This is a genomic window from Nocardioides sp. cx-173 (assembly GCF_021117365.1).
Classification (GTDB): domain Bacteria; phylum Actinomycetota; class Actinomycetes; order Propionibacteriales; family Nocardioidaceae; genus Nocardioides.
Genome location: NZ_CP088262.1, coordinates 143,540 through 163,124, shown reverse-complemented (window position 1 = coordinate 163,124; position 19,585 = coordinate 143,540). Strand labels below are relative to the sequence as shown.

24 protein-coding genes and 2 tRNA genes are annotated in these 19,585 nt (G+C 72.8%); 12 read left to right on the top strand and 14 right to left on the bottom strand.

Going from position 1 to position 19,585, the window contains the following annotated elements; translation table 11 throughout:
- Positions 1 to 83: 83 nt before the first annotated feature.
- The gene (locus LQ940_RS00750) at positions 84 to 1,082 is read left to right on the top strand and encodes a LuxR family transcriptional regulator (RefSeq protein ID WP_231241082.1); all 999 of its coding nucleotides are present in this window, start codon (positions 84 to 86) and stop codon (positions 1,080 to 1,082) included.
- A 181-nt stretch (positions 1,083 to 1,263) separates the two neighbouring features.
- On the opposite strand, the gene LQ940_RS21690 is transcribed toward LQ940_RS00750, so the two are convergent.
- The 3 genes from LQ940_RS21690 to LQ940_RS00740 form a co-directional block, all read right to left on the bottom strand.
- Entirely contained in the window at positions 1,264 to 1,398 is a 135-nt protein-coding gene (locus LQ940_RS21690) for a hypothetical protein (RefSeq protein WP_269210966.1), read from the bottom strand.
- Positions 1,399 to 1,611: 213 nt separating this feature from the next.
- A tRNA-Ser gene (locus tag LQ940_RS00745) sits at positions 1,612 to 1,705 on the bottom strand.
- Positions 1,706 to 1,814: 109 nt separating this feature from the next.
- Positions 1,815 to 2,276 carry a hypothetical protein gene (locus LQ940_RS00740; protein ID WP_231241084.1) on the bottom strand — a complete coding sequence of 154 codons (462 nt, stop codon included), beginning with the start codon at positions 2,274 to 2,276 and terminating at the stop codon, positions 1,815 to 1,817.
- Positions 2,277 to 2,399: 123 nt separating this feature from the next.
- Between LQ940_RS00740 and LQ940_RS00735 the strand changes: the two genes are divergently transcribed.
- Positions 2,400 to 2,783 (top strand): hypothetical protein, encoded by a 384-nt coding sequence (locus tag LQ940_RS00735; protein ID WP_231241086.1) that lies wholly within the window; start codon positions 2,400 to 2,402, stop codon positions 2,781 to 2,783.
- A 50-nt stretch (positions 2,784 to 2,833) separates the two neighbouring features.
- A tRNA-Ser gene (locus tag LQ940_RS00730) sits at positions 2,834 to 2,918 on the top strand.
- A gap of 113 nt (positions 2,919 to 3,031) precedes the next feature.
- On the opposite strand, the gene LQ940_RS00725 is transcribed toward LQ940_RS00730, so the two are convergent.
- The 3 genes from LQ940_RS00725 to LQ940_RS00715 all read right to left on the bottom strand — a co-directional run bounded on the left by LQ940_RS00725 (position 3,032) and on the right by LQ940_RS00715 (position 5,162).
- Positions 3,032 to 3,268: a biotin/lipoyl-binding carrier protein gene (locus LQ940_RS00725; RefSeq protein WP_231241088.1), complete on the bottom strand. Its 237-nt coding sequence runs from the start codon at positions 3,266 to 3,268 to the stop codon at positions 3,032 to 3,034.
- A 62-nt stretch (positions 3,269 to 3,330) separates the two neighbouring features.
- Entirely contained in the window at positions 3,331 to 4,371 is a 1,041-nt protein-coding gene (locus tag LQ940_RS00720; RefSeq protein WP_231241089.1) for a hypothetical protein, read from the bottom strand.
- A gap of 11 nt (positions 4,372 to 4,382) precedes the next feature.
- Positions 4,383 to 5,162 (bottom strand): carbon-nitrogen hydrolase family protein, encoded by a 780-nt coding sequence (locus tag LQ940_RS00715; RefSeq protein ID WP_231241090.1) that lies wholly within the window; start codon positions 5,160 to 5,162, stop codon positions 4,383 to 4,385.
- A gap of 47 nt (positions 5,163 to 5,209) precedes the next feature.
- Here LQ940_RS00715 and mobA point away from each other — a divergent pair, with 47 nt between their 5' ends.
- Genes mobA through LQ940_RS00695 form a run of 4 tightly spaced genes read left to right on the top strand, consistent with a single transcriptional unit; the run spans position 5,210 to position 7,795 of the window.
- On the top strand, positions 5,210 to 5,782 hold the full coding sequence (gene mobA, locus LQ940_RS00710) for a molybdenum cofactor guanylyltransferase (protein WP_231241091.1): 573 nt from the start codon (positions 5,210 to 5,212) through the stop codon (positions 5,780 to 5,782).
- A 47-nt stretch (positions 5,783 to 5,829) separates the two neighbouring features.
- Positions 5,830 to 6,153 (top strand): DUF6457 domain-containing protein, encoded by a 324-nt coding sequence (locus LQ940_RS00705; protein ID WP_231365061.1) that lies wholly within the window; start codon positions 5,830 to 5,832, stop codon positions 6,151 to 6,153.
- Between the two features lie 35 nt (positions 6,154 to 6,188).
- A complete protein-coding gene (locus tag LQ940_RS00700) occupies positions 6,189 to 7,166 on the top strand; it encodes an NAD(P)H-quinone oxidoreductase (RefSeq protein WP_231241095.1) in 978 nt (325 codons plus the stop codon).
- A gap of 35 nt (positions 7,167 to 7,201) precedes the next feature.
- Entirely contained in the window at positions 7,202 to 7,795 is a 594-nt protein-coding gene (locus tag LQ940_RS00695; RefSeq protein WP_231241096.1) for a bacterial proteasome activator family protein, read from the top strand.
- 7 nt (positions 7,796 to 7,802) lie between these two features.
- On the opposite strand, the gene LQ940_RS00690 is transcribed toward LQ940_RS00695, so the two are convergent.
- From LQ940_RS00690 to serS, 5 genes are read right to left on the bottom strand one after another with little or no spacing between them, the layout of a single operon-like run.
- A complete protein-coding gene (locus LQ940_RS00690; RefSeq protein ID WP_231365059.1) occupies positions 7,803 to 8,456 on the bottom strand; it encodes a hypothetical protein in 654 nt (217 codons plus the stop codon).
- A gap of 53 nt (positions 8,457 to 8,509) precedes the next feature.
- The gene (locus LQ940_RS00685; protein ID WP_231241098.1) at positions 8,510 to 9,325 is read right to left on the bottom strand and encodes an HAD family hydrolase; all 816 of its coding nucleotides are present in this window, start codon (positions 9,323 to 9,325) and stop codon (positions 8,510 to 8,512) included.
- Positions 9,322 to 9,813, bottom strand: a complete 492-nt coding sequence (locus tag LQ940_RS00680; protein ID WP_231241099.1) for a GNAT family N-acetyltransferase — start codon at positions 9,811 to 9,813, stop codon at positions 9,322 to 9,324. Before LQ940_RS00680 ends, LQ940_RS00685 begins: the two co-directional genes overlap by 4 nt.
- Positions 9,810 to 10,643 carry an HAD family hydrolase gene (locus tag LQ940_RS00675; RefSeq protein ID WP_231241100.1) on the bottom strand — a complete coding sequence of 278 codons (834 nt, stop codon included), beginning with the start codon at positions 10,641 to 10,643 and terminating at the stop codon, positions 9,810 to 9,812. Before LQ940_RS00675 ends, LQ940_RS00680 begins: the two co-directional genes overlap by 4 nt.
- Positions 10,640 to 11,929, bottom strand: a complete 1,290-nt coding sequence (gene serS, locus LQ940_RS00670; protein ID WP_231241102.1) for a serine--tRNA ligase — start codon at positions 11,927 to 11,929, stop codon at positions 10,640 to 10,642. The genes LQ940_RS00675 and serS overlap by 4 nt, the downstream gene beginning before the upstream one ends.
- A 90-nt stretch (positions 11,930 to 12,019) precedes the next feature.
- On the opposite strand from serS, the gene LQ940_RS00665 reads away from it, so the two are divergent.
- A complete protein-coding gene (locus LQ940_RS00665) occupies positions 12,020 to 13,594 on the top strand; it encodes a YegS/Rv2252/BmrU family lipid kinase (protein ID WP_231241104.1) in 1,575 nt (524 codons plus the stop codon).
- A 69-nt stretch (positions 13,595 to 13,663) separates the two neighbouring features.
- Here LQ940_RS00665 and LQ940_RS00660 read toward each other — a convergent pair whose 3' ends face one another.
- Positions 13,664 to 15,064 carry a hypothetical protein gene (locus LQ940_RS00660; RefSeq protein WP_231241105.1) on the bottom strand — a complete coding sequence of 467 codons (1,401 nt, stop codon included), beginning with the start codon at positions 15,062 to 15,064 and terminating at the stop codon, positions 13,664 to 13,666.
- Complete coding sequence (locus tag LQ940_RS00655) at positions 15,061 to 15,588, bottom strand: SigE family RNA polymerase sigma factor (protein ID WP_231241106.1); 528 nt, start codon at positions 15,586 to 15,588, stop codon at positions 15,061 to 15,063. The genes LQ940_RS00660 and LQ940_RS00655 overlap by 4 nt, the downstream gene beginning before the upstream one ends.
- 138 nt (positions 15,589 to 15,726) lie before the next feature.
- On the opposite strand from LQ940_RS00655, the gene LQ940_RS00650 reads away from it, so the two are divergent.
- The gene (locus LQ940_RS00650) at positions 15,727 to 16,290 is read left to right on the top strand and encodes a hypothetical protein (RefSeq protein ID WP_231241108.1); all 564 of its coding nucleotides are present in this window, start codon (positions 15,727 to 15,729) and stop codon (positions 16,288 to 16,290) included.
- A gap of 12 nt (positions 16,291 to 16,302) precedes the next feature.
- On the opposite strand, the gene LQ940_RS00645 is transcribed toward LQ940_RS00650, so the two are convergent.
- Positions 16,303 to 16,701: a DUF4446 family protein gene (locus LQ940_RS00645; RefSeq protein ID WP_231241110.1), complete on the bottom strand. Its 399-nt coding sequence runs from the start codon at positions 16,699 to 16,701 to the stop codon at positions 16,303 to 16,305.
- Positions 16,702 to 16,724: 23 nt separating this feature from the next.
- On the opposite strand from LQ940_RS00645, the gene LQ940_RS00640 reads away from it, so the two are divergent.
- The 3 genes from LQ940_RS00640 to LQ940_RS00630 all read left to right on the top strand — a co-directional run bounded on the left by LQ940_RS00640 (position 16,725) and on the right by LQ940_RS00630 (position 19,562).
- Positions 16,725 to 17,564 (top strand): prephenate dehydratase, encoded by an 840-nt coding sequence (locus LQ940_RS00640; RefSeq protein ID WP_231241111.1) that lies wholly within the window; start codon positions 16,725 to 16,727, stop codon positions 17,562 to 17,564.
- 159 nt (positions 17,565 to 17,723) lie between these two features.
- The gene (locus LQ940_RS00635; protein ID WP_231241112.1) at positions 17,724 to 18,923 is read left to right on the top strand and encodes a fatty acid desaturase family protein; all 1,200 of its coding nucleotides are present in this window, start codon (positions 17,724 to 17,726) and stop codon (positions 18,921 to 18,923) included.
- Between the two features lie 48 nt (positions 18,924 to 18,971).
- Positions 18,972 to 19,562, top strand: a complete 591-nt coding sequence (locus LQ940_RS00630) for a TMEM165/GDT1 family protein (protein WP_231241113.1) — start codon at positions 18,972 to 18,974, stop codon at positions 19,560 to 19,562.
- Positions 19,563 to 19,585: the final 23 nt, after the last annotated feature.

Sequence of the window (19,585 nt, the reverse complement as noted above, 5' to 3'; positions counted from 1 at the left end):
CCCCGCCCCTTTCCAGGGACGGGGCTCCTGCTGGTTGTGGGAGCATGCTGTGCCTCGGGGTTCCAAAGCCGAAGGGGGAGCACGTGGCTGGCTACGGTCCCGACGAGCGCGCGGTCTTCGAGACCGCATCCGCGGAGCTGTTCAAGGCGATCGTCGCGCAGGGCGGCATGCCCGCGGACGATCCGCGCATCGCGGAGGGCTCCGCCGAGCGCCACGCCTTCGACCTGCTCGTCGAGCTCGGGCTCGTCCAGCTCGACAAGGCGTCCGGCACCTGGGTCCCGGAGGACCCCAGCAGCGTCCAGTCGCGCGTCGTCTCGCCGCTGAGCCAGGAGGGATCCAAGCTCCTCGAGGAGTCCTCGCACTGGGCGAAGGCCTTCGGGGGACTCGCCCAGACCTGGCGTCGATCCCCGATGTCGTCGGCCCGCGGCCCCTTCACCCACATCCACGACGAGGCCATCGGCCCCTTCCTCACCGGCCTCGTGGCCGAGTGCGAGGAGGAGATGCTCACCGCCCAGCCGCAGACCGGTCGGGACGCGCAGTCGCTGGCCGCCGCAGCCCTGCGCGACACGCAGATGCTCGAGCGCGGCACCAGGATGCGCACGCTGTACCAGCACAGCGCGCGGCGCAGCTCGATCACCCACAAGTACGTCTCCGCCGTCACTGCCCGCGGGGCCGAGGTCCGCACCCTCGACGAGTTCTTCAACCGGATGCTGGTCTTCGACCGGCGGATCGCGGTCATCCCGGGCCACGACGACCTGCGCACGGCGATCGCGATCCGCGAGCCGTCGGTGGTGGCGTACCTGGTGGACGTGTTCGAGCGTGCCTGGGAGCGCGCCCGGCCCTTCACCAACCGTGACACCTCGATGATGAGGGACATCGCCGAGGAGCAGCGGGCGATGACGATCAGGATGCTGATCGAGGGTCACTCGGACCCCGTGAGCGCCAAGAGGCTGGGCGTGAGCCCCCGGACCTACGCCGGGTACGTGGCCGACCTCAAGGGGGAGTACGAGGCGGAGACGCGCTTCCAGCTGGGTTACACGATGGGCCAGCGGGGGGTCTCCGGCAGCGAGAGCACCGCCTGATCTGCGGTGAAGTGCCGTCCGGACAGCAGGGATTGTGGTCAAATGCAGCGAGGGCGGTGACTCGAGTCTGGATCGAGTCACCGCCCTCACCTCGATGAGACCGGCCTGGGGGTGGCACTGGGGCCCAACAAGTGGGGGGGAGGTTGGGCCCGGGTCTCAAGCTTCGAGGGTGTCGCGCAGGTCAGCGCACGGTGCGGCAGTAGCCTCCGCAGCCCCAGCTGCTGTCCTTGGCCTGAGCCGGCGCGGAGACGCCGAGCAGCCCGACGGACAGGGCGGAAGCGGCGATCAGGATGCCGAGCTTGCGAGTAGTCTTCATGAGGGTCACCTTCGGTTCGAGGGGCCCACGGAATGGCCCTGCCATGAGTCTGGGGCGTCGCGCGCGCGCGCGTCAGTCGAACCTTGCTTCATATATCTGCATTGCAGAAGGCTGCAACTGGGCCGCTCGGCGAGGCTGCGGGCGGGGCGCGGGGCTGCGGTGCTGACGCAACGCCGGGAGACCCTCCGTCGTACGACGAAAGGTGACCCGAACTGGCGGAGGCGGAGGGATTTGAACCCTCGATGGGGTTGTAGCCCCAAACCCGCTTAGCAGGCGGGCGCCATAGACCGGACTAGGCGACGCCTCCTCCGCGTCCCAGGCGGACCTGGAACAGCGAGCACAGGCTACAAGGAGCCAAGGGGCGAGGACGAATCACCCCGCCGCTCGGCTTCTGACGGAGGCGGCCCGGAGCCGGCTCAGAGCGGGCGCAGGCCCTCGCCGCGCTCGAGGCGACGGGCCAGGTCGCGGACGAACTGCTCGCGGTCGGTCTCGAGCGCCTGCACGGGGATGGTGGTGGAGCGGCCGTCTCGCAGCCGGATGACCACGCACGGCACGCCGCGCGGCGAGGCGGTCCCGGCCTCGGCGACCTCGGTCCAGGCGGCCTGCTTCACACCCGCCCCGCGGACCATGCGGACCCGGTAGCCCTCGGCGTCGAAGCTCACGACGTACGCCGAGCGCAGGCGGGCCCCGAGGACGGCGAGGCCGACCAGGCCCAGCACGAGGAGCACCACGAGAGCGTCGGGCGGCAGGAACTGGGTGACGGCGACGGCCGCCGTGGCCGCGAACATGACGATCGCGAGCAGGAGCAGGTAGGCGCCCACGAACCGGGCGGCGAACGAGCGGGCCAGCCGATAGTCGGTCGTCTCGGGAGAGGACATGGAGATGATTGAACAAGACACCGCATTTGGGGGCGCACCCGGTCTTGCCGGGGCCGGGTCCGGCAGTCATGCTCGAAGTCCCCTGCTCGAGCTCCGGCGCGGGCCGGACACCGGGAGGCATCCGTGGCCATCGTCACCCCTGGCATGGCGAGCGCGCTGCGCGCCCTCGACGCCGCCCTCGACGCCCCCCGGCGCGACGGTGCCGCGCTCGGCAACTGGCGCTGGGTCGTGCGCCAGCGCCTGGCCGTCGTGCGCGATGCCCTCGTCGGGGAGACGAGCTCTCCCGACGACGGCTGGCTGGCGGCCCGGGGCGGCACCGCGTTCCGCGAGCGCAACACCCTGCTGGCCCGGCTCGGTGTGCTCGGGCCGCGGGTCCTGGACAGCTCGGACGTCGAGGCGGTGCGGCTGGAGGCCAAGCGGCTGCTGGTCGACATCGCCCGTCATGTGCAGCGGGTCAACGACATCGCCTACGACGATGTCGAGCTCGAGCTGGGCGGCTCGGAGTAGGCCGGGCCCCCGGCGGCCTAGACTGGCCCGCCGTACGCCTCGGCGTGCACGGAGGGGTGCCGGAGTGGCCGATCGGAACCGCCTTGAAAGCGGTCGTAGGGAGACCTACCGCGGGTTCGAATCCCGCCCCCTCTGCTGAGCAGCCTGCGGGTGGATGGATACCCGGCTGACCGGGTATCCCTGCACTTGTCAGGTGTTGCAACCCCTGACAAGTGCGCGACACGCCCGCGCAGTCCGGCGGTGGCGGGTCAGGTGGCGGGGGTGAGCTCGACCAGGATGTCGCCCTCCTGGACGACGTCGCCGGGGGCGACCTTGACGGCGCGCACGGTGCCGGCGATGTCGACCAGCACCGGGATCTCCATCTTCATCGACTCCAGCAGCACCACGGTGTCACCGGGGGCGACGGAGTCGCCGGGTTCGACGGACAGCGACAGCACGTTGGCCACCATCTCGGCGAGGATCTCGGTCACCTGTTCACGGGCCATGTCGGCACGCTAGCCGTTACCGGCAGGTACGCCCCAAGCGCGGACGGCGATCACGGGCCGGCTCAGAGCAGCGCGCTGGTGCGCGCCGGCTCGGGGCGGATGGCCGCCGCCTCCTCGGCCCGGCGGCTGCGGCGTCCGCCGGAGCCGGTGACCTGCAGGTCGACGCGGATCACCAGATAGCCCAGGGCCAGGCCGACGACCAGGCCGTAGAGCACCGACAGGCCGCTCTCGCGCAGGGTGATCGCCGGGTTGGCCAGCGAGTTGGCGACCGCGGAGGTGGCGGCGACGCCGAAGGCGCAGACCCACCAGCCCTGGCGGCGACGCGCGCGCATGTGGCAGCCCCAGGCGAGCGCCGGGATGCCGAGCACGGTCTCGATCGGGCGCGGGAACGCGCCGAGGTGCTCGCGGCTCCAGCGCACGACGTCCAGCAGCGACTCCACCAGACCGGGCGTGCCGTAGCGGCGCAGGAGCTCGGCGTAGAGCAGCGTGACGGCGAGCACCACCATCCCGACGAGCACGATCGCCGCGCCGCGGCGCCCGAGCCCGTGCAGACCGGCACCGAGGCGGTAGACCACCGCGAACGCCGCGAGCAGGGCCAGCCCGAACGTCGCATACTCGAACTCCACCACCGAGATCCGCGGCTCGAAGGCCACGGTCGCCAGCGCGCCGATGCAAGCGATGAGGATGGCGATGACGCACTCGCGCGCCGCCTGGAGGAACGTCACCGCGGGGACCGTGGCCATGACCCCCAGCACGGAGGAGATCACGCAGGTCATGACGGCGGCACCTGTGCGCAGGTAGTCCTCGTCGCTGACCAGCACGACGACGCCGATCGCGACCGCGAGCGTGCCGTAGACCACCGGTCGGCCGCCGGTGCGCGCGGCGAGCGCCCAGGAGTAGGTGCTGGCCACGACGACGGCGCCCACGCCGGGCAGCCACTCCGGCCCGAGGCTCAGCACCCCCGCCACGAGCGCGGCGAGCCCGAGGGCCACCAGGGCCAGGAACGCGACGACCGGGAGCCGGCTCTCGCCGATACCGACGATCCGGCCTCGCCAACCGGTGCGCGGGTCGGGCTCGCGACGACGGGTGGCGGATCTGGACACGGGGGAACAGGCTACAGACGGCGGTTGGCCAGCGACGGGTTGGTACGGCGGGCCTGGTCGAGCACCTCGCGGCGCAGCGTCGCGCTCAGCACGGCCGGGCCGTCCTGCGCCTCGGCCAGCACGTCGCCGAGCGGGTCGACGACGAGCGAGTGGCCGCTGTAGCGCGGCCCGGGCTGGCCGGCGGCGGCCACGAAGACGGTGTTCTCGATGGCCCGGGCGCGCACGAGCGTGCGCCAGTGGTCGACCTTGCGGGGCCCGGCCACCCACGCGGCCGGGACCACGAGCACCTCGGCCCCGCGGTCCACCAGCGCCCGCGCGAGCTCCGGGAACCGCAGGTCGTAGCAGGTCAGCAGCCCCACCACGAAGCCACCGACCTCCACCACGACCGGCTCGAGCGGACCGGCCCGCAGCCGGTCGGACTCGCGGTAGCCGAAGGAGTCGTACAGATGCACCTTGCGGTACGCCGCCACGGCGGCCCCGCGGACCAGCAGCGTGTTCCACGGCCGCGCCGGGTCGTCGCTCGCCTCGAACATCCCCGCGACCACGGTGGTCCCCCGCAACGCTGCGACCCGGGCCAGCTCCCGGCCGAACGGGCCGTCCACCGGCTCCGCGAACGGCGCGACGTCGGAGCCGGCCTCACCGAAGTCGCGGGCGAAGGCCTCGGGCAGGACCACCAGGTCCGCACCCGGGGGCACCAGCTCCTCCAGCCGGGCGCGGTTGGCGGCGGGGTCGAGGACGGAGGCCTCCTGCACGAGCGCGACGCGCAGCTCGTCGGCGGTGGTCGGGGTCACCGCCACAGACTGCCACGCGGCCGCCCGGCCGGTGGCACACTCCCAGGGTGGACGTGGACCCCGGGCCGGCCCCCTTCGCCGCGGTGATCCTGGCCGGCGGCCGCGCCGCCCGGCTGGGAGGCGTGGACAAGGCGTCGGTCGAGATCGGCGGGCGGACCCTGCTCGCGCGCGCGATCGACGCCGTGGTCGACGCCTCCGAGGTGGTCGCGGTCGGCGAGCCGGTGCCCACCGAGCGGCCCGTGACCTTCACCTACGAGTCCCCGCGGTACGGCGGTCCGGTCGCCGCCCTGCTCACCGGGCGCGACGCCCTGCTGCACCGCACGCCGTACCTCGTGGTGCTGGCGGTCGACATGCCGCGGGTGGACGCGCACACCGTGCGCCGCCTCCTCGAGGCGGCCCCCACGGCCGAGGGCGCGGCCCTGGTCGGCCCCGACGGGCGCCGCCAGCTGGCGCTCGCGCTCGCCACCGAGCGGCTCGACGCGGTGCGACCCGGGCAGGAGGAGCAGCACGACCTGGCGCTGCACCGGCTGCTCTCCCGGCTGCACCTCGCGGCCGTGCCGGCCGTGGGCGAGGAGCACCGCGACATCGACACCTGGGCGGACCTGCGCGACTTCGCGTGAACCGCACAGGGGTTGCGGCGCCGCCCCAGTCTGGACACTCTGGGATGGTGAACCTTCACGACTGGATCGACGAGCTGTGCGACGCGCTCGACATCGAGACCGAGGTCGACGAGGGACTGCTCAACGACCTGAGCGACCTCGCGATCGAGAACGTCGAGCGCGTGGCCGGCCCCGTGACGACGTACCTGCTGGGCTACGCCGCCGGCACGCAGTCCGCCGGCCCGGAGGCGGTCGAGCGGCTGGCCGCGCTGGCCCAGTCGCTGGCCGAGGGATGGGACCGGCCGGCCGGTTTCGTGGACCCGCTCGACGTGGACCAGCCGGTGCCCGACGACACCGGCGTGGACCACTCGGGCGAGCGGTTCGAGGCCTAGCCGGGACCGGCCGACGGTCCTGACAGACTGACGCCATGCGAGCCGTGATCGCCGCCGACGCAGGCGGCCCCGAGGTCCTGTCCGTATCCGAGGTGCCCGACGTCGAGCCCGGTCCCGGCGAGGTGGCCATCGCGGTCGCCGCCACCGCGATCAACCGCGCCGACCTGCTGCAGCGCCAGGGCCACTACCCGCCGCCCCCGGGAGCCTCCGACGTCATCGGCCTGGAGTGCAGCGGCACCGTCGTCGCGCTCGGCGAGGGCGTGGAGGGCTGGACCGTCGGAGACGAGGTCTGCGCCCTGCTGGCGGGCGGCGGCTACGCCTCGCGCGTCGTCGTACCCGCCGGCCAGGTCATGCCGGTCCCCGACGGCGTCGACCTGGTCACCGCCGCGGCGATCCCCGAGGTCGCGGCGACCGTGTGGTCCAACGTCTTCATGGTGGCCGGCCTGAAGCCGAGCGAGAGCTTCCTGGTGCACGGCGGTGCCGGCGGCATCGGGACCTTTGCGATCCAGCTGGCCCACCAGCTCGGCGCCCGCGTGCTCACCACCGCCGGTACGCCGGACAAGCTCGCCGCCTGCGCGGCCCTCGGCGCGGATGTGACGATCAACTACCGCGAGCAGGACTTCGTCGAGGTCGTGAAGTCGTCCACCGACGGGGCCGGCGTGGACGTCATCCTCGACAACATGGGCGCCAAGTACCTCGGCCGCAACGTCACGGCGCTGGCCACCGAGGGCCGGCTGGTGATCATCGGCATGCAGGGCGGCAGCAAGGGCGAGCTCGACATCAACGCCCTGCTGCGCAAGCGCGGCGCGGTCATCGCCACCTCGCTGCGCGCCCGGCCGGTGGGCGAGAAGGCCGCCATCTGTGCGGCGCTGGTCGAGCACGTCTGGCCGCTGGTGGCCGAGGGCCTGGTCCGCCCGGTCGTCCACGGCACGATGCCCCTCGAGGAGGCCGCCGCCGCACACGCGCTCATGGAGTCCGGAGAGCACACCGGGAAGATCGTCCTCACCGTGTGACGCACCTCTCCCACCCGCGACCTAGGCTGTGGGGCATGAGCGAGCCCGAGCAGGAGCAGCAGGTCGTCATCGTGGGCCCCGATGGGAGGCCGGTGGGGACCGTTCCCGCCTCCGCCCTGACCCAGGGCGGCGACCAAGGGGAGCAGGAGGAGGGCCAGCGCCAGGAGCGCGCCCTCACCGATCTCGTGGAGCAGCCGGCCAAGGTCCTGCGCATCGGCGGCATGATCCGCCAGCTGCTGGAGGAGGTGAAGTCCGCGCCGCTCGACGAGGCGAGCCGCAGCCGCCTCAAGGACATTCACCAGTCCTCGATCAAGGAGCTGGAGGCGGGGCTGGCCCCGGAGCTCGTCGAGGAGCTCGAGCGGCTGGCGCTGCCGTTCACCGACGAGGCCACGCCCTCCGAGAGCGAGCTGCGCATCGCCCAGGCCCAGCTGGTCGGCTGGCTGGAGGGCCTCTTCCACGGCATCCAGACGGCGATGTACGCCCAGCAGCTCGCCGCGCGGGCCCAGTTCGAGGAGATGCGCCGCGCGCTGCCACCCGGCATGGGCGGCCAGCAGCCGCACGCCCCGCAGACGCCCGGTCAGGGCGACGAGGACCGGCGCCCTGGCGGCGCCGGTGGGATGTACCTCTAGCCGTCGCTCAGCCGCGACGCGAGCCGAGGCGCCCGACGAGGACCAGGCCGAGCAGGCCGACGAGCACCAGCGCGAGGCCGGGCGCGACGGCGCGGCTCAGCGGGGTCGGCTCGGAGGTGTCGACGTCGGTGAGCACGGCCGCAGGAGGCGGGGGCGGCGGCGTGGCCGGCTCGCCCTTGCCCAGCACGTCCTCCACCTGGGTCACCAGGGCCGCGGTCGCCACGCGGGTGCCGGAGCACCCGTTGTCGGTCCACACGGGCTCGGCGGCCGCGCCGCCGGCCTGGACCATGAAGACGTAGCGCCGGTCCGTGGCCAGCTGGCCCAGGCCGCAGGTGGCCCGGTTGCGGGGCGTGGTGGTGACCGTCTGCTCGGGGGTGTCGACGCGGCCCCTGTAGACGGTCTCGGCCGTGACCTCGTGCTCGATCGCCTGCTCCGTGGCGCCGAGCCCGCCGCTGGGGCTCGCCATCGGGGCGGTGCCGTCGGGGCGGGACACCGCCGTGACGGTGCCGGTGAAGACCGCGTCGGCTGCCTTGATCCGCTGCAGGAGCGTCGACTGGGGGCCCGAGCACGCGCAGGCGGCCTGGGCCGGGGCGGCGCCGACGGTCACGAACGCGCCGACGAGAAGGGCGGCGGTCAGCAGGCGGCGTACGAGGGCGGACACGGTGCCCATCTCAACAGATCGATGGTGACGGGCACCAGTCGAGGTCGGTGCCCTCACAGCCCGTAGATCCCTTCCAGGATCCGGGCCACGCCGTCCTCGTCGTTGCTCGGCGCCACCCGGCCGGCCGCGCGCAGCACGTCGGGGTGGGCGTTGGCGACGGCGTACGGCGTGCCGGCCCAGGCGAGCATCGGCAGGTCGTTGGGCATGTCCCCGAACGCGACCACGTCGCGCGCCGCCACCCCCAGCTCGGCGGCCACCCGGGCCAGGGTGGCGGCCTTGGTGACGCCGGGGGCGCTGATCTCGATCAGGTGGTCGACCGACCAGGTCGGCACGGCGGCCTCGCCGACGGCGTCGCCCACGAGGCGACGCAGCTCGGCCGGATCGGCGTCGAGCTCGCGCACCAGCAGCTTCACGGCCGGGGCTGTCCAGAGCTCCGCGAGGGGTCCGCGCGCGGTCTCCTCCCCCGCTCCGTCGACGTCCACGAACCGCTCGTCCACCCGCAGCCCGTCGACGCACTCGATCGCGAACGTCGCCGACGGCACCGCCGCCGCGATCGCCTGCACGACGGCCAGCCCCTCGCGCGCGCCCAGCCCGCGTACCTCGCGCACCTCGCGGTGGGTCACGTCGTACAGCACCGCGCCGTTGGAGACCACCGCGATCCCGTGAGCCCCCACCATCGGCCAGATCTGCTCCATCCAGCGCAGCGGCCGGGCCGTCACGAACACGACCGGTACGCCGCTCGCGTCCAGCGCGGCCAGCACCTCGGCCGTGCGCGGCGACACGGTGCCGTCGGAGCGCACCAGCGTGCCGTCGAGGTCGGTGGCGACCAGCCGCGGCCGGCTTGTGGGCTGGGTCGTGGGCTGGGTCATGGGAGGGTCGCGGGCAGCGGCCGGGCCATCACCAGGTTGCCGTCCTCGTCGCCACCGCGCAGCTCGGTGAAGCCGCAGGCGGCGAGGACCCGCAGGCTGGCCCGGTTCTGCGGCGCGACCGCGGCCCGCAGCCGGACCCCGGCCCGGTCGGTCTCGGCCACCAGCGCGCGCAGCGCCTCGGTGGCGACCCCCGCCCCGCGGGCGGCCTCGACCAGGCCGTAGCCGACCTCGGTCTCGCCGTCGACCGGCGGCCCGAAGCAGCCGATGCTCCCCACCGCCTGCACGCCCAGCACGACGTGCCGGGGCCCCCAGGTGTCGCCCTCGCGCACCATCGCCGCCGCGTCGAGGTCGTCACGGCGGGGGTAGTCGGGGTGCCAGCGGTCCTGGTGCCGCCCGGCGCGCATGTCGGCGGCGTCGGCCGGCGTGACGAGGACCAGACGCAGCCGCGCCGAGCTGATCAGCACCGGCAGCGACGGCGGCTCGCTCACGCGAAGTACCGGTCGAGCTCGGTGGCGGCGCCGTCCTCGTAGACCGAGCCGGTCACGGCGTCGGCGACGTCGATGACCTCCTGCACGGACTGACCCATGGCGACCCCGCGCCCGGCCCACTGCAGCATCTCGATGTCGTTGCGGCCGTCGCCGATGGCGAGCACGTCGGCGCGGGTCAGGCCCAGCTCGCGGGCGACGTACTCCAGCCCGGAGGCCTTGGAGACCCCGACCGGGGACAGGTCGAGCCAGGCGGTCCAGCCGACCACGTAGTTGGTGCCGTGCAGGCCCAGGTCCGCGGCCAGGGCGACGAACTCGTCGGCGCTGGACTCGGGGTCGCGGATGATCACCCGGCTCACCGGCCCGGCCACCAGGTCCTCGATCGGCGTCACGATCATGTCGCCGGAGAGCTCACCGTCGGGGAACGGCGTGCTCACGCGGTAGCCGATGCCGCGCTCCTCGACCGCCACGATGGCGTTGGGCTGCCGCTCCAGGACGGCTCGGACCGCGGGACCGGCGTCGAAGGTCTCCTCGCGGACGACGTCCATGGGCGGGTAGCGGAAGATCACCGCGCCGTTGCTGGCCACGACCCACACCCGCTGCCCGTCCTGCCCCCGCAGGTCGAGTAGGTCCGCGATCGGCGTCATGCCGTGCGGCGAGCGGCCGCTGGCGAGCACCACGTGGGCGCCCGCGTCGAGCACGCGGTGCACGGCGTCGTAGACCGCCGGCTCGATCTGCTCGTGGGTCATGCCGGCGCCGTCGACCCACTTGAGCAGCGTGCCGTCGATGTCCAGCGCGACGATCTTGGGCTGCCAGCCCTCCTGCGTACTCACGTGGTGACCGGCTCGAGGACCTCGCGCCCGCCGAGCCAGGCCTGCAGCGCCTGGGGCACCCGCACCGAGCCGTCCGCCTGCTGGTGGGTCTCCAGGATGGCGACGATCGCGCGGGTGATGGCGCACAGGGTGCCGTTGAGCGTCGAGATCGCCTTGATCTCCTCGCCGGGTCCCGAGCCTGTGGAAGGGAAACGGCCGCGGGTGTCCAGGCGGCGCGTCTGGAACTCCGTGCAGTTGGAGGTCGAGGTGAGCTCGCGGTACTTGCCCTGGGTCGGGATCCACGCCTCGCAGTCGAACTTGCGCTGCGCGGACAGCCCGAGGTCGCCGGCGGCGACGTCGATGACGCGGTAGGCCAGCTCGAGCTTGTCGAGGAAGGCCTTCTCGATCTCGAGCAGGCGGCGGTGCTCGGCGTAGGAGTCCTCGGTGGTCGAGTAGACGAACATCTCCACCTTGTCGAACCAGTGGACCCGGATGATCCCCTTGGTGTCCTTGCCGTGCGAGCCGGCCTCCTTGCGGAAGCAAGGGCTGAACGCGGCGTAGCGCAGCGGCAGCGAGCTGCCGTCGAGGATCTCGTCGGAGTGGTACGCCGCCATGGGGACCTCCGAGGTGCCCACGAGGTACATGTCCTGCCCCTCGATGCGGTAGACGTCGTCGGCGGCCTGGCCGAGGAAGCCGGTGCCGTCCATCGCGCGGGGCTTCACCATCGACGGCGCGATGACCTGGGTGAACCCGAACTCGCGCGCGGTCTCGTTGGCGAGGTTGATGAGCGCGAACTCCAGCTCGGCCCCCACGCCGGTGAGGAAGTAGAAGCGCGAGCCCGACACCTTGGCGCCGCGCTCGAGGTCGATGGCGCCGAGCAGGCGGCCGAGCTCGATGTGGTCGCGGGGCTCGAAGTCGAACTCGGCCGGGGTGCCCACCGTCTCCAGCAGGACGAAGTCGTCCTCGCCACCGGCGGGGACGTCGGCCTCGGCGAGGTTCGGGATCGACAGCAGCGCCTGCTGCCACTCCTCCTCCGCGGCCGCCTGGGCGGCCTCGGCCTGCTTCACCTGCGCCGAGAGGGTCTTGGTCTGCGCCAGCAGCGCCTGCTTCTCCTCGCCCTGGGCCTGGGGGATGAGCTTGCCGAGCCGCTTCTGCTCGCCCCGCTTGGTCTCGAAGGCCACGATCGCCTCGCGCCGCGCGGAGTCGGCGGCGAGCGCGCGGTCGACCACGTCATCGGACAGCCCTCGCTTGGCCTGAGCGGCTCGTACGCGGTCGGGGTCGTCTCGGAGAATGCGTGGGTCGATCATGCGCTCAGGCTATCCGGCAGAGGTGACCCGGCTCATCCGAGTTGCCCCTGGCCGGACGCCGGCGCGGCCCCGTCGCCCATACTGGGCGCCGTGCTCGACCGAACCCGCGCCTACCTGCTCACCTGGAGCGCGGTGTGCCTCGCCCTGCTGGCGGTCCTCGCCGTGGCGGTGAGCCAGGGCTGGGGGTGGGTGGCCGACTTCGACGACCGCGGCGACACCGTGCGGGGCTGGGCCGTCGACGACACCACGCTGCGACAGGTGCTGCGGTGGGTGGAGCTCGCGTTCAGCACCATCGCCATGACGGCGTACACGGCGGTGCTCGCGGTCGTCATGTTCGTCAAGAGCCACCGCCGGGCGGCGTACTACACGGTCGCGGTGATGGCCGCGACCTCGGTGGCCACGACCCTGATCAAGCTCGCGGTCGGCCGGGACCGGCCCGAGTGGCAGGAGGCGGAGTGGCTCCTGAGCAACCATGCGTTCCCCTCCGGGCACGCCTCCTCCGTCGCGGCGTTCGGCGGCGTCGTCGTGGTGCTGGCGACCATGCTGCTGCGCCGCTCGAACATGCGCCGGCTGATCTCGCTGCTCGTCGCCGTGGTGGTCGTCGCGGTGTGCCTGGACCGGGTGCTGCTGGGTCGCCACTTCCCCACCGACGTGATCGGCGGGGTCCTGCTGGGCGCCGGACTCGTCCTCCTCGGACTGGTCGTCCTGAGCCCGATCCCCCGCAGCCACGCCGAGAAGATCGCCCCTCTCCCCGACGTACTGCCGCCTCGGCGCCGGCTCGCCGTGATCCTCAACCCGATCAAGGTGGAGGACGTCGGCCAGTTCCAGTCGATCGTGGAGGCGATGGCCGTCGAGGCCGGCTGGTCCACGCCGACGTGGCACCTCACCACCGTCGAGGACTCCGGCACCGGCCAGGCCGAGCGCGCCGCCATGGAAGGTCCCGGCCTGGTGATCGTCTGCGGCGGCGACGGCACCGTGCGCGAGGTGTGCGCCGAGCTCGCCGGCACCGGCATCCCGGTCGGGATCGTGCCGGCCGGCACCGGCAACCTGCTGGCCCGCAACCTCGACATCCCGCTCTACATCCGGGCCGCGATCGACATCGCCCTCACCGGCCAGGACCGCGCCATCGACATGGTGAAGGTCACCGGCGACCACCTCGAGGACAGCCACTTCATGGTGATGGCCGGGATGGGCTTCGACGCGGCGATCATGGAGGGCGTCAACGAGGACCTCAAGAAGCGCGTCGGCTGGGTGGCCTACGTCGTCTCCGGGCTCAAGTCGCTGATGTTCCCCGCGATCCGGGTCGACATCTCGGTGGACGGCGGCGAGCCCACCACGCACCGCGCCCGCACGATCGTGGTCGGCAACGTCGGGTTCCTGCAAGCCGGGATGCCGCTGCTGCCGGACGCGGCGATCGACGACGGTGTGCTGGACGTCGTCATCCTGCACCCGCGCAACTTCTTCTCCTGGATCCCCCTGGCCGTCCGGGTGATGTCGCGTGGCGCCCGCACCGACGACACCATCAACCGCATGACCGGCCAGCGGGTCTCCATCACCGCCAGCATCGACGCCCCCCGCCAGCTCGACGGCGACTCCGTCGGCCCCGGCCGCGAGCTCCACATGGAGTGCATCCACGGCCGGCTGCTCGTCCGCGTCCCCCGCTGACCCGTCACTAACTTCGCGGTTCCACCGCTGACCCGTCTGAAAGTTTCTGACGGGTCAGCGGATTTCGCGTTAGCCGGCGCAGGTGGGGGTCTCGCCGGGCGGGGTCTGGTCGTCGAGGACGAAGCAGCCCTCCGCTGCCGGCTGGAGGGTCGGCGGACCGTCGACCGACACGCTGCCGCCCAGAGACCAGGACCAGACGTCGTACTCGTCGGACCCGGCCTGCTGCAGCCGGGTGAACAGCCGGCCGTCGGGACCGATCCAGGTCTGGAAGCTACGCGCGTCCGGCTCCTGGAAGCCGCCGCCGAACGGGACCGGGCCCGAGGTCAGGGCCACGACGAGCCGGCCGTCGCGCACCGTCACCAGCGTCATGGCGGTGCTGTCGCCGCTCTCCTGGGCGACCAGCACGCTCAGCTCCACATCCGACATCCGCACCGGCGTCGTGAAGACCGTCGGCGTCCCGCTGCCCGGCAGGGGGAGGCGCTGCTCGCCGCTGCCCGGGATGTCGACGACGAGCGAGGTGCTGTCGTCGGCCCCCTCGAGGGCGACGGTGAAGGTGGCCGAGCCGAGCGGGACCTCGAAGGACTCCCCCGGGCCGATCGTGTCCTCCGCCGCCGGGAACAGGGCCGGGGTTGCCCCGCCGTCCGCGCACGGCGCGGGGATCGACATGCCCTCGGGCGTCGTCGGGCCGTCCACCGCGTCGAGGCACTGCTCGCCCAGGCTCGTCGGCACCAGCGTGCCGTCGTCGAGCGACCACCGGGTGACGTCGACGGCGTACTCCGGGGGCAGGCTGAGCGGCTCGCCGCCGGAGAAGGTGTCGACGGTGAGGTAGGTCAGGAGCGTCTCGCCCTCCACCCAGAGGGCCGACTCGCGGCCCCGGCCGTCGTCCGCGGGGACGATCCCGTTGAGCAGCGGCGGCTGCTCGGGCCGGCTCGGCTCCGCGAGCCGACCGTCGACCAGGTCGAGCACGGCGAAGGGCAGCTCGTCGCGGTAGAGGATCAGCTCGCGCCCGGGGTCGTCGTCGAGCTGGACGCCCTCGGGGACGCCGTAGCCGACCTCGCCGCTGGGGATGACCCCGAAGACGCGCTCGCCGTCGGCCAGGTCGGCCTCCACGCGCAGGCGGGGCCCGATCAGCTCCTGGCCCGGCTCCTGGCGCACGCGCACCCGGTCGGCGGTGCCGTCGCCGTCGACGTCGACGCGCACCGCCTCCTCGACGACCTCCCAGCCGCCGCCGATGTCCGGCTGCGGCGACACCGCCGGCGGGTTCGGCGCCGGCTCACCGTCGCCGAGGTCCACGAGGAACGGCGCGGCGACGGCCGCGGCGCAGGCGGCGGCCGCCACGGCGTACGTCGCCGGGTGGCGCAGCCAGGAGACCCTCGCCTGGGGCACCTGCGCCGGACGCAGGTCCTCCGGGCCGACCTGGTCGGCGCGGGCCGCGAGGGTGCGGGTGAGTCGGTCTTCGATCGTGCTCATCGGTGACCCTCCTTGGCGAGGATGCTCTCGAGCGCGTCGAGCGCGCGGCTGGCGGTGGACTTGACGGCGCCGCGGGAGATGCCGAGAGCCTCGGCGATCTCGACCTCGGACAGGTTGGACCAGTACCGCAGGACGAGGACCTCGCGCTGGCGCGGGGCGAGGCGTTCGAGCGCGGCGTAGACCTCGCGGTGCTCCTCGGCGAGGACCGCCTTGCCCTCGGGACCGTCGGGCGGTGCCTCGTGCGGGGCGACGTAGCCGCGCGCCGTACGCCGGCGGCGCAGCGCCGAGCGGCTGCCGTTGACGACGGAGGTCCGCAGGTAGGCCAGCGCGGCCGCGCCGTTGTCGAGGCGGCCGCGGCGGCCGGCCATGGCGGCGAAGGCGTCCTGCACGACGTCCTCGGCGGAGGCCAGGTCGTCGACCAGGAGGATGGCCAGGCGGACCAGGGAGAGCCGGTGGGCGGCGTACAGCTCGCTCAGCTCCGCGTCGCCGAAGGTGGGGTGTGCGCCCGAGCGCAGTCTGGCCACGGGTCCGCCTCTCGCCGTCACGTTGGTGGTCATGCTGATAGGACGCCCGACGGCGCCCGGGGTTGCCCGGCGGCGCCACCGGTCTCGAAGTGCGAAGCAGACCTCCTCTGGTCTGTGGTGTCTCCTATCCTCTCCGCCATGAGCTGGTGGCAGGAGTACCAAGGATTCTTGGTCGTCGGCGCCTTCGTGGCCCTGCTCTACCTCCGGGCGCGGGTGCGGCGGTGGCAACGTCGCAACGTCGAGCGCGCCGCCCAGAACGCAGCGGCCGGGGTGACCTGGGACCAGACCGGGGACCCGGTCATCGAGAAGGCCCTCGACTCCCTGGCGACCGTCGTCCACCTCCCGGTGGATCTGGAGCGTGCCGTGGCGCTGCTCGACGGCGTCAAGACCGGCCTGTGGTGGAAGCGGCGCGGGCCCGCCGAGCTGTACGCCGAGCCCAACACGGTCGCGGTCCTCGAGCCCGACGGCGACGGGACCCGTCTGGCGCTGACGAAGGCCGACGACAGGGGCGGGATCCCGCCCAGCGAGCCCGACTGGCGCAAGCTGCGCCGCCGGGTCGTGGCCGCGGCCCAGCAGGCAGGCATCGAGGCCTCCGAGGTCCCCGGCCCGCGCCTGGTCCGGACGCCGGTGAGCGACCTCACCGGCCTCAGCCCGGCGGAGGCCGCCCAGCGTGCGCACCTGTGGCGGCGCCAGGAGAGCTGAGCAGCAGCCGGCTCAGGGGCGAGCGTGCCCGATCGCCTCTTCCTCCTCGGGCGAGAGCGGCTGGTCGCAGCTCCAGGCCGAGATGTTCTTGGCGTACCCGCGGGCGTCGGAGCGGCCGTGGATCGAGGTGAGGACCACGCCGTCCCCACTGTCGTCGAGCAGGGCGAGCGACCAGGACAGGTGACCGCCCATGTCGCCGAAGGCGTCGTAGCGCACGACCGCCACGTGTCGCAGCGATCCGCGTGCCTCCGCGCGCAGCGCCGCAACCTCCTGACGCAGCCCCTGCACGTCCTCGGGCAGCGCCTCGGCGCCCATGGTGTCGCGGCTGCGGCGCAGCTGACGCAGGAGCAGCGCCGAGACCACCAGGGAGGCGAGCGCGACCACCAGGCTGAGCACGACGAGGAAGACCACGCCCTCGACCCTAAACTCTCGACGTGACTTCCCCTCGACGCATCGCCTACCAGGGCGAGCCCGGCGCCAACTCCCACCAGGTGTGCGCGCAGCACTACCCCGACTGGGAGCCGCTGCCGTGCGCGTCGTTCGAGGACGTCTTCGCCGCCGTCGAGGGCGGTGAGGCCGATCTGGCGATGATCCCGATCGACAACTCCATCGCCGGACGCGTCGCCGACATCCACCACTTCCTGCCGGGCTCGGGGCTGCACATCGTCGCCGAGCACTTCCTGCGGATCCGGTTCCACCTGATGGGGGTGCCGGGGGCCACGCTGGACCAGGTGCGGACGGTGCACAGCCACGTCCACGCGCTCGGCCAGTGCCGCAAGATCATCCGCGAGCACGGACTGGTGCCGCTGATCTCCGGCGACACCGCCGGTGCCGCCCGGGAGGTCGCCGAGGCCGGCGACCCGACCCAGGCCGCGATCTCGCCGCCGATGGCGGCCGCGATCTACGGGCTGGAGGTCCTCGCCGAGGACATCGAGGACGAGGAGCACAACACCACACGGTTCGTCGTACTGTCGCGGGACCTGGTCCAGGCCCCGGCGGGCAACGGCCCGGTCGTCACCAGCTTCATCTTCAACGTCCGCAACCTGCCCGCCGCGCTCTACAAGGCCCTCGGCGGCTTCGCCACCAACGGCGTCAACATGACCAAGCTGGAGAGCTACATGGTCGGCGGCCACTTCGCCGCAACCCAGTTCCTCGCCGAGGTCGACGGCCACCCCGACGACCCGGGCCTGGCCCGCGCCCTCGAGGAGCTCGCCTTCTTCACCACCGAGATCAAGATCCTGGGCGTCTACCCGGCGGACGCGTTCCGCTCCTGATCGTCCCCGTGGGGGATAGTCCCTGACGTTTGTGTCGTTTCCGGCGCCTGAAAGTGACACATACGTCCGGGACTATCCCCGGGTGCCCCCGACGGGTGGGGCGGGTCGGGGTCGGCGACAATGGGTACCGCAGGTCGCGCCCCACCGCGAGGAGTTCTCTTGACTGCGCTCGAACGACAGGCCCACAGCCAGGTGCGCCACCTCACGCCGTACGACGTCGTGCAGATCGGCGAGGAGCTGGACCGGATTCGCCAGGACGTGCTCGACTCGCGCGGCGCGCGCGATGCGGCCTACATCCGCCGGGTGATCGCGGTGCAGCGCCGCCTCGAGCTCGCCAGCCGGGTCGTCCTGCTGGCCGGGCGCTTCCCCCCGGCCTGGGTCGCCGGCACCACGATGCTGAGCCTGGCCAAGATCCTCGACAACATGGAGATCGGCCACAACGTCCTGCACGGGCAGTGGGACTGGATGCGCGACCCCAAGATCCACTCGACGACCTGGGACTGGGACCACGCCTCGCCGCCCGCGCAGTGGAAGCGCGCCCACAACGAGACCCACCACACCTACACGAACATCCTCGGCAAGGACAACGACCTCGGCTACGGCATCATGCGCGTCGACGAGGACCAGGAGTGGCGGGCCCGCCACCTGGCGCAGCCGCTGTGGAACTTCGTCAACGCGTGCATCTTCGAGTACGGCATCGCGATGTACGACATCGAGTTCGGCGAGCACCTGCGCCAGGGCAAGGGCATCACCCCCGAGCTGCGCACCCGGATCCGGGCGGCCGCGGCCAAGGCGTCCAAGCAGGTCACCAAGGACTACGTCGTCCACCCGCTGCTCGCCGGACCCGGCTGGCTGGCGACGTTGACGGCCAACGCGACCGCCAACCTCGTGCGCAACCTGTGGAGCCACTCGATCATCATGTGCGGCCACTTCCCCGAGGGCGTGGAGACCTTCGAGATGCGCGAGCTGGACACCCGCGAGACCAAGGGCGAGTGGTACCTGCGCCAGATGCTCGGCTCGGCCAACATCTCCGGCCCGCCGCTCATGCACCTGCTCTCGGGCAACCTCTCGCACCAGATCGAGCACCACCTGTTCCCCGACCTGCCCAGCAACCGGTACGCCGAGATCGCACCGCGGGTGCGCGAGCTGTTCGAGCGCTACGGGCTCTCCTACAACGCCCGGCCGCTGCCGCAGCAGGTCGCGAGCGCCTGGCACCGCGTCCTGCGGCTCTCGCTGCCCAACGACTGGCTGGCCGAGACCGACCGCCGCAACCTGCCCCGCCAGCTCTCCAAGCTGCTGCGCCAGGCCAAGGCCTCGCTGTCCGAGGGACGCCGAGCCGGCGCGCCGGCGCTCGCCTGAGACGACCCCACCCGAGCGCCGTACGGCGGTCGGTTGAGAATGTCCGGCATGGACCTCGCCGCCGTCGCCCTCACCTTCGGCGCGATCTTCCTCGTCGAGCTGCCCGACAAGACCTTCCTGGCGACCCTGGTGCTGGCCACCAAGTACCGCCCGATCCTGGTGTGGGTCGGGGTCGGGCTGGCGTTCACCGTGCAGACCGGGGTCGCGGTGCTGCTGGGGCACGCGGCGTCCCTGCTCCCGCCGGACGTCGTGAGAACGGCGGCGGTCGTGCTCTTCCTGGTCGGCGCGGTCATCCTGTTCCGCGAGGGACGCAGCCACCAGGAGGCCGACGGCGAGGAGTTCGCCGAGAAGGCCAAGCCCGTCCACGGCTGGCGCGCGGTGCTGGCGTCGTTCCTGGTCCTGTTCGCGGCCGAGTGGGGCGACCTCTCGCAGCTGCTGACGCTCTCGCTGGTGGCGAAGTACGAGGCGCCGCTCAGCGTCTTCGTCGGCGCGCTGGGGGCACTGCTGACGGTGAGCGCCCTCGCGGTGATCGTCGGGCGCAGCCTGCTGCGCTTCGTCTCGATCCACGTCCTGCACTACCTGGGCGCGACCGTGTGCGTCGCGCTCGCCGCGCTCACCATCTATGAGCTGCTGAGCTGACCCGGGCCGCCCCCTAGGCTGGC

Coding starts and splice junctions, on each gene's coding strand:
- LQ940_RS21690 (WP_269210966.1), bottom strand. CDS start 1,398: ATGAAGACTACTCGCAAGCTCGGCATCCTGATCGCCGCTTCCGCCCTG.
- LQ940_RS00740 (WP_231241084.1), bottom strand. CDS start 2,276: ATGTCCTCTCCCGAGACGACCGACTATCGGCTGGCCCGCTCGTTCGCC.
- LQ940_RS00725 (WP_231241088.1), bottom strand. CDS start 3,268: ATGGCCCGTGAACAGGTGACCGAGATCCTCGCCGAGATGGTGGCCAAC.
- LQ940_RS00700 (WP_231241095.1), top strand. CDS start 6,189: ATGCGAGCCGTGATCGCCGCCGACGCAGGCGGCCCCGAGGTCCTGTCC.
- LQ940_RS00695 (WP_231241096.1), top strand. CDS start 7,202: ATGAGCGAGCCCGAGCAGGAGCAGCAGGTCGTCATCGTGGGCCCCGAT.
- LQ940_RS00685 (WP_231241098.1), bottom strand. CDS start 9,325: ATGACCCAGCCCACGACCCAGCCCACAAGCCGGCCGCGGCTGGTCGCC.
- serS (WP_231241102.1), bottom strand. CDS start 11,929: ATGATCGACCCACGCATTCTCCGAGACGACCCCGACCGCGTACGAGCC.
- LQ940_RS00660 (WP_231241105.1), bottom strand. CDS start 15,064: ATGAGCACGATCGAAGACCGACTCACCCGCACCCTCGCGGCCCGCGCC.
- LQ940_RS00650 (WP_231241108.1), top strand. CDS start 15,727: ATGAGCTGGTGGCAGGAGTACCAAGGATTCTTGGTCGTCGGCGCCTTC.
- LQ940_RS00630 (WP_231241113.1), top strand. CDS start 18,972: ATGGACCTCGCCGCCGTCGCCCTCACCTTCGGCGCGATCTTCCTCGTC.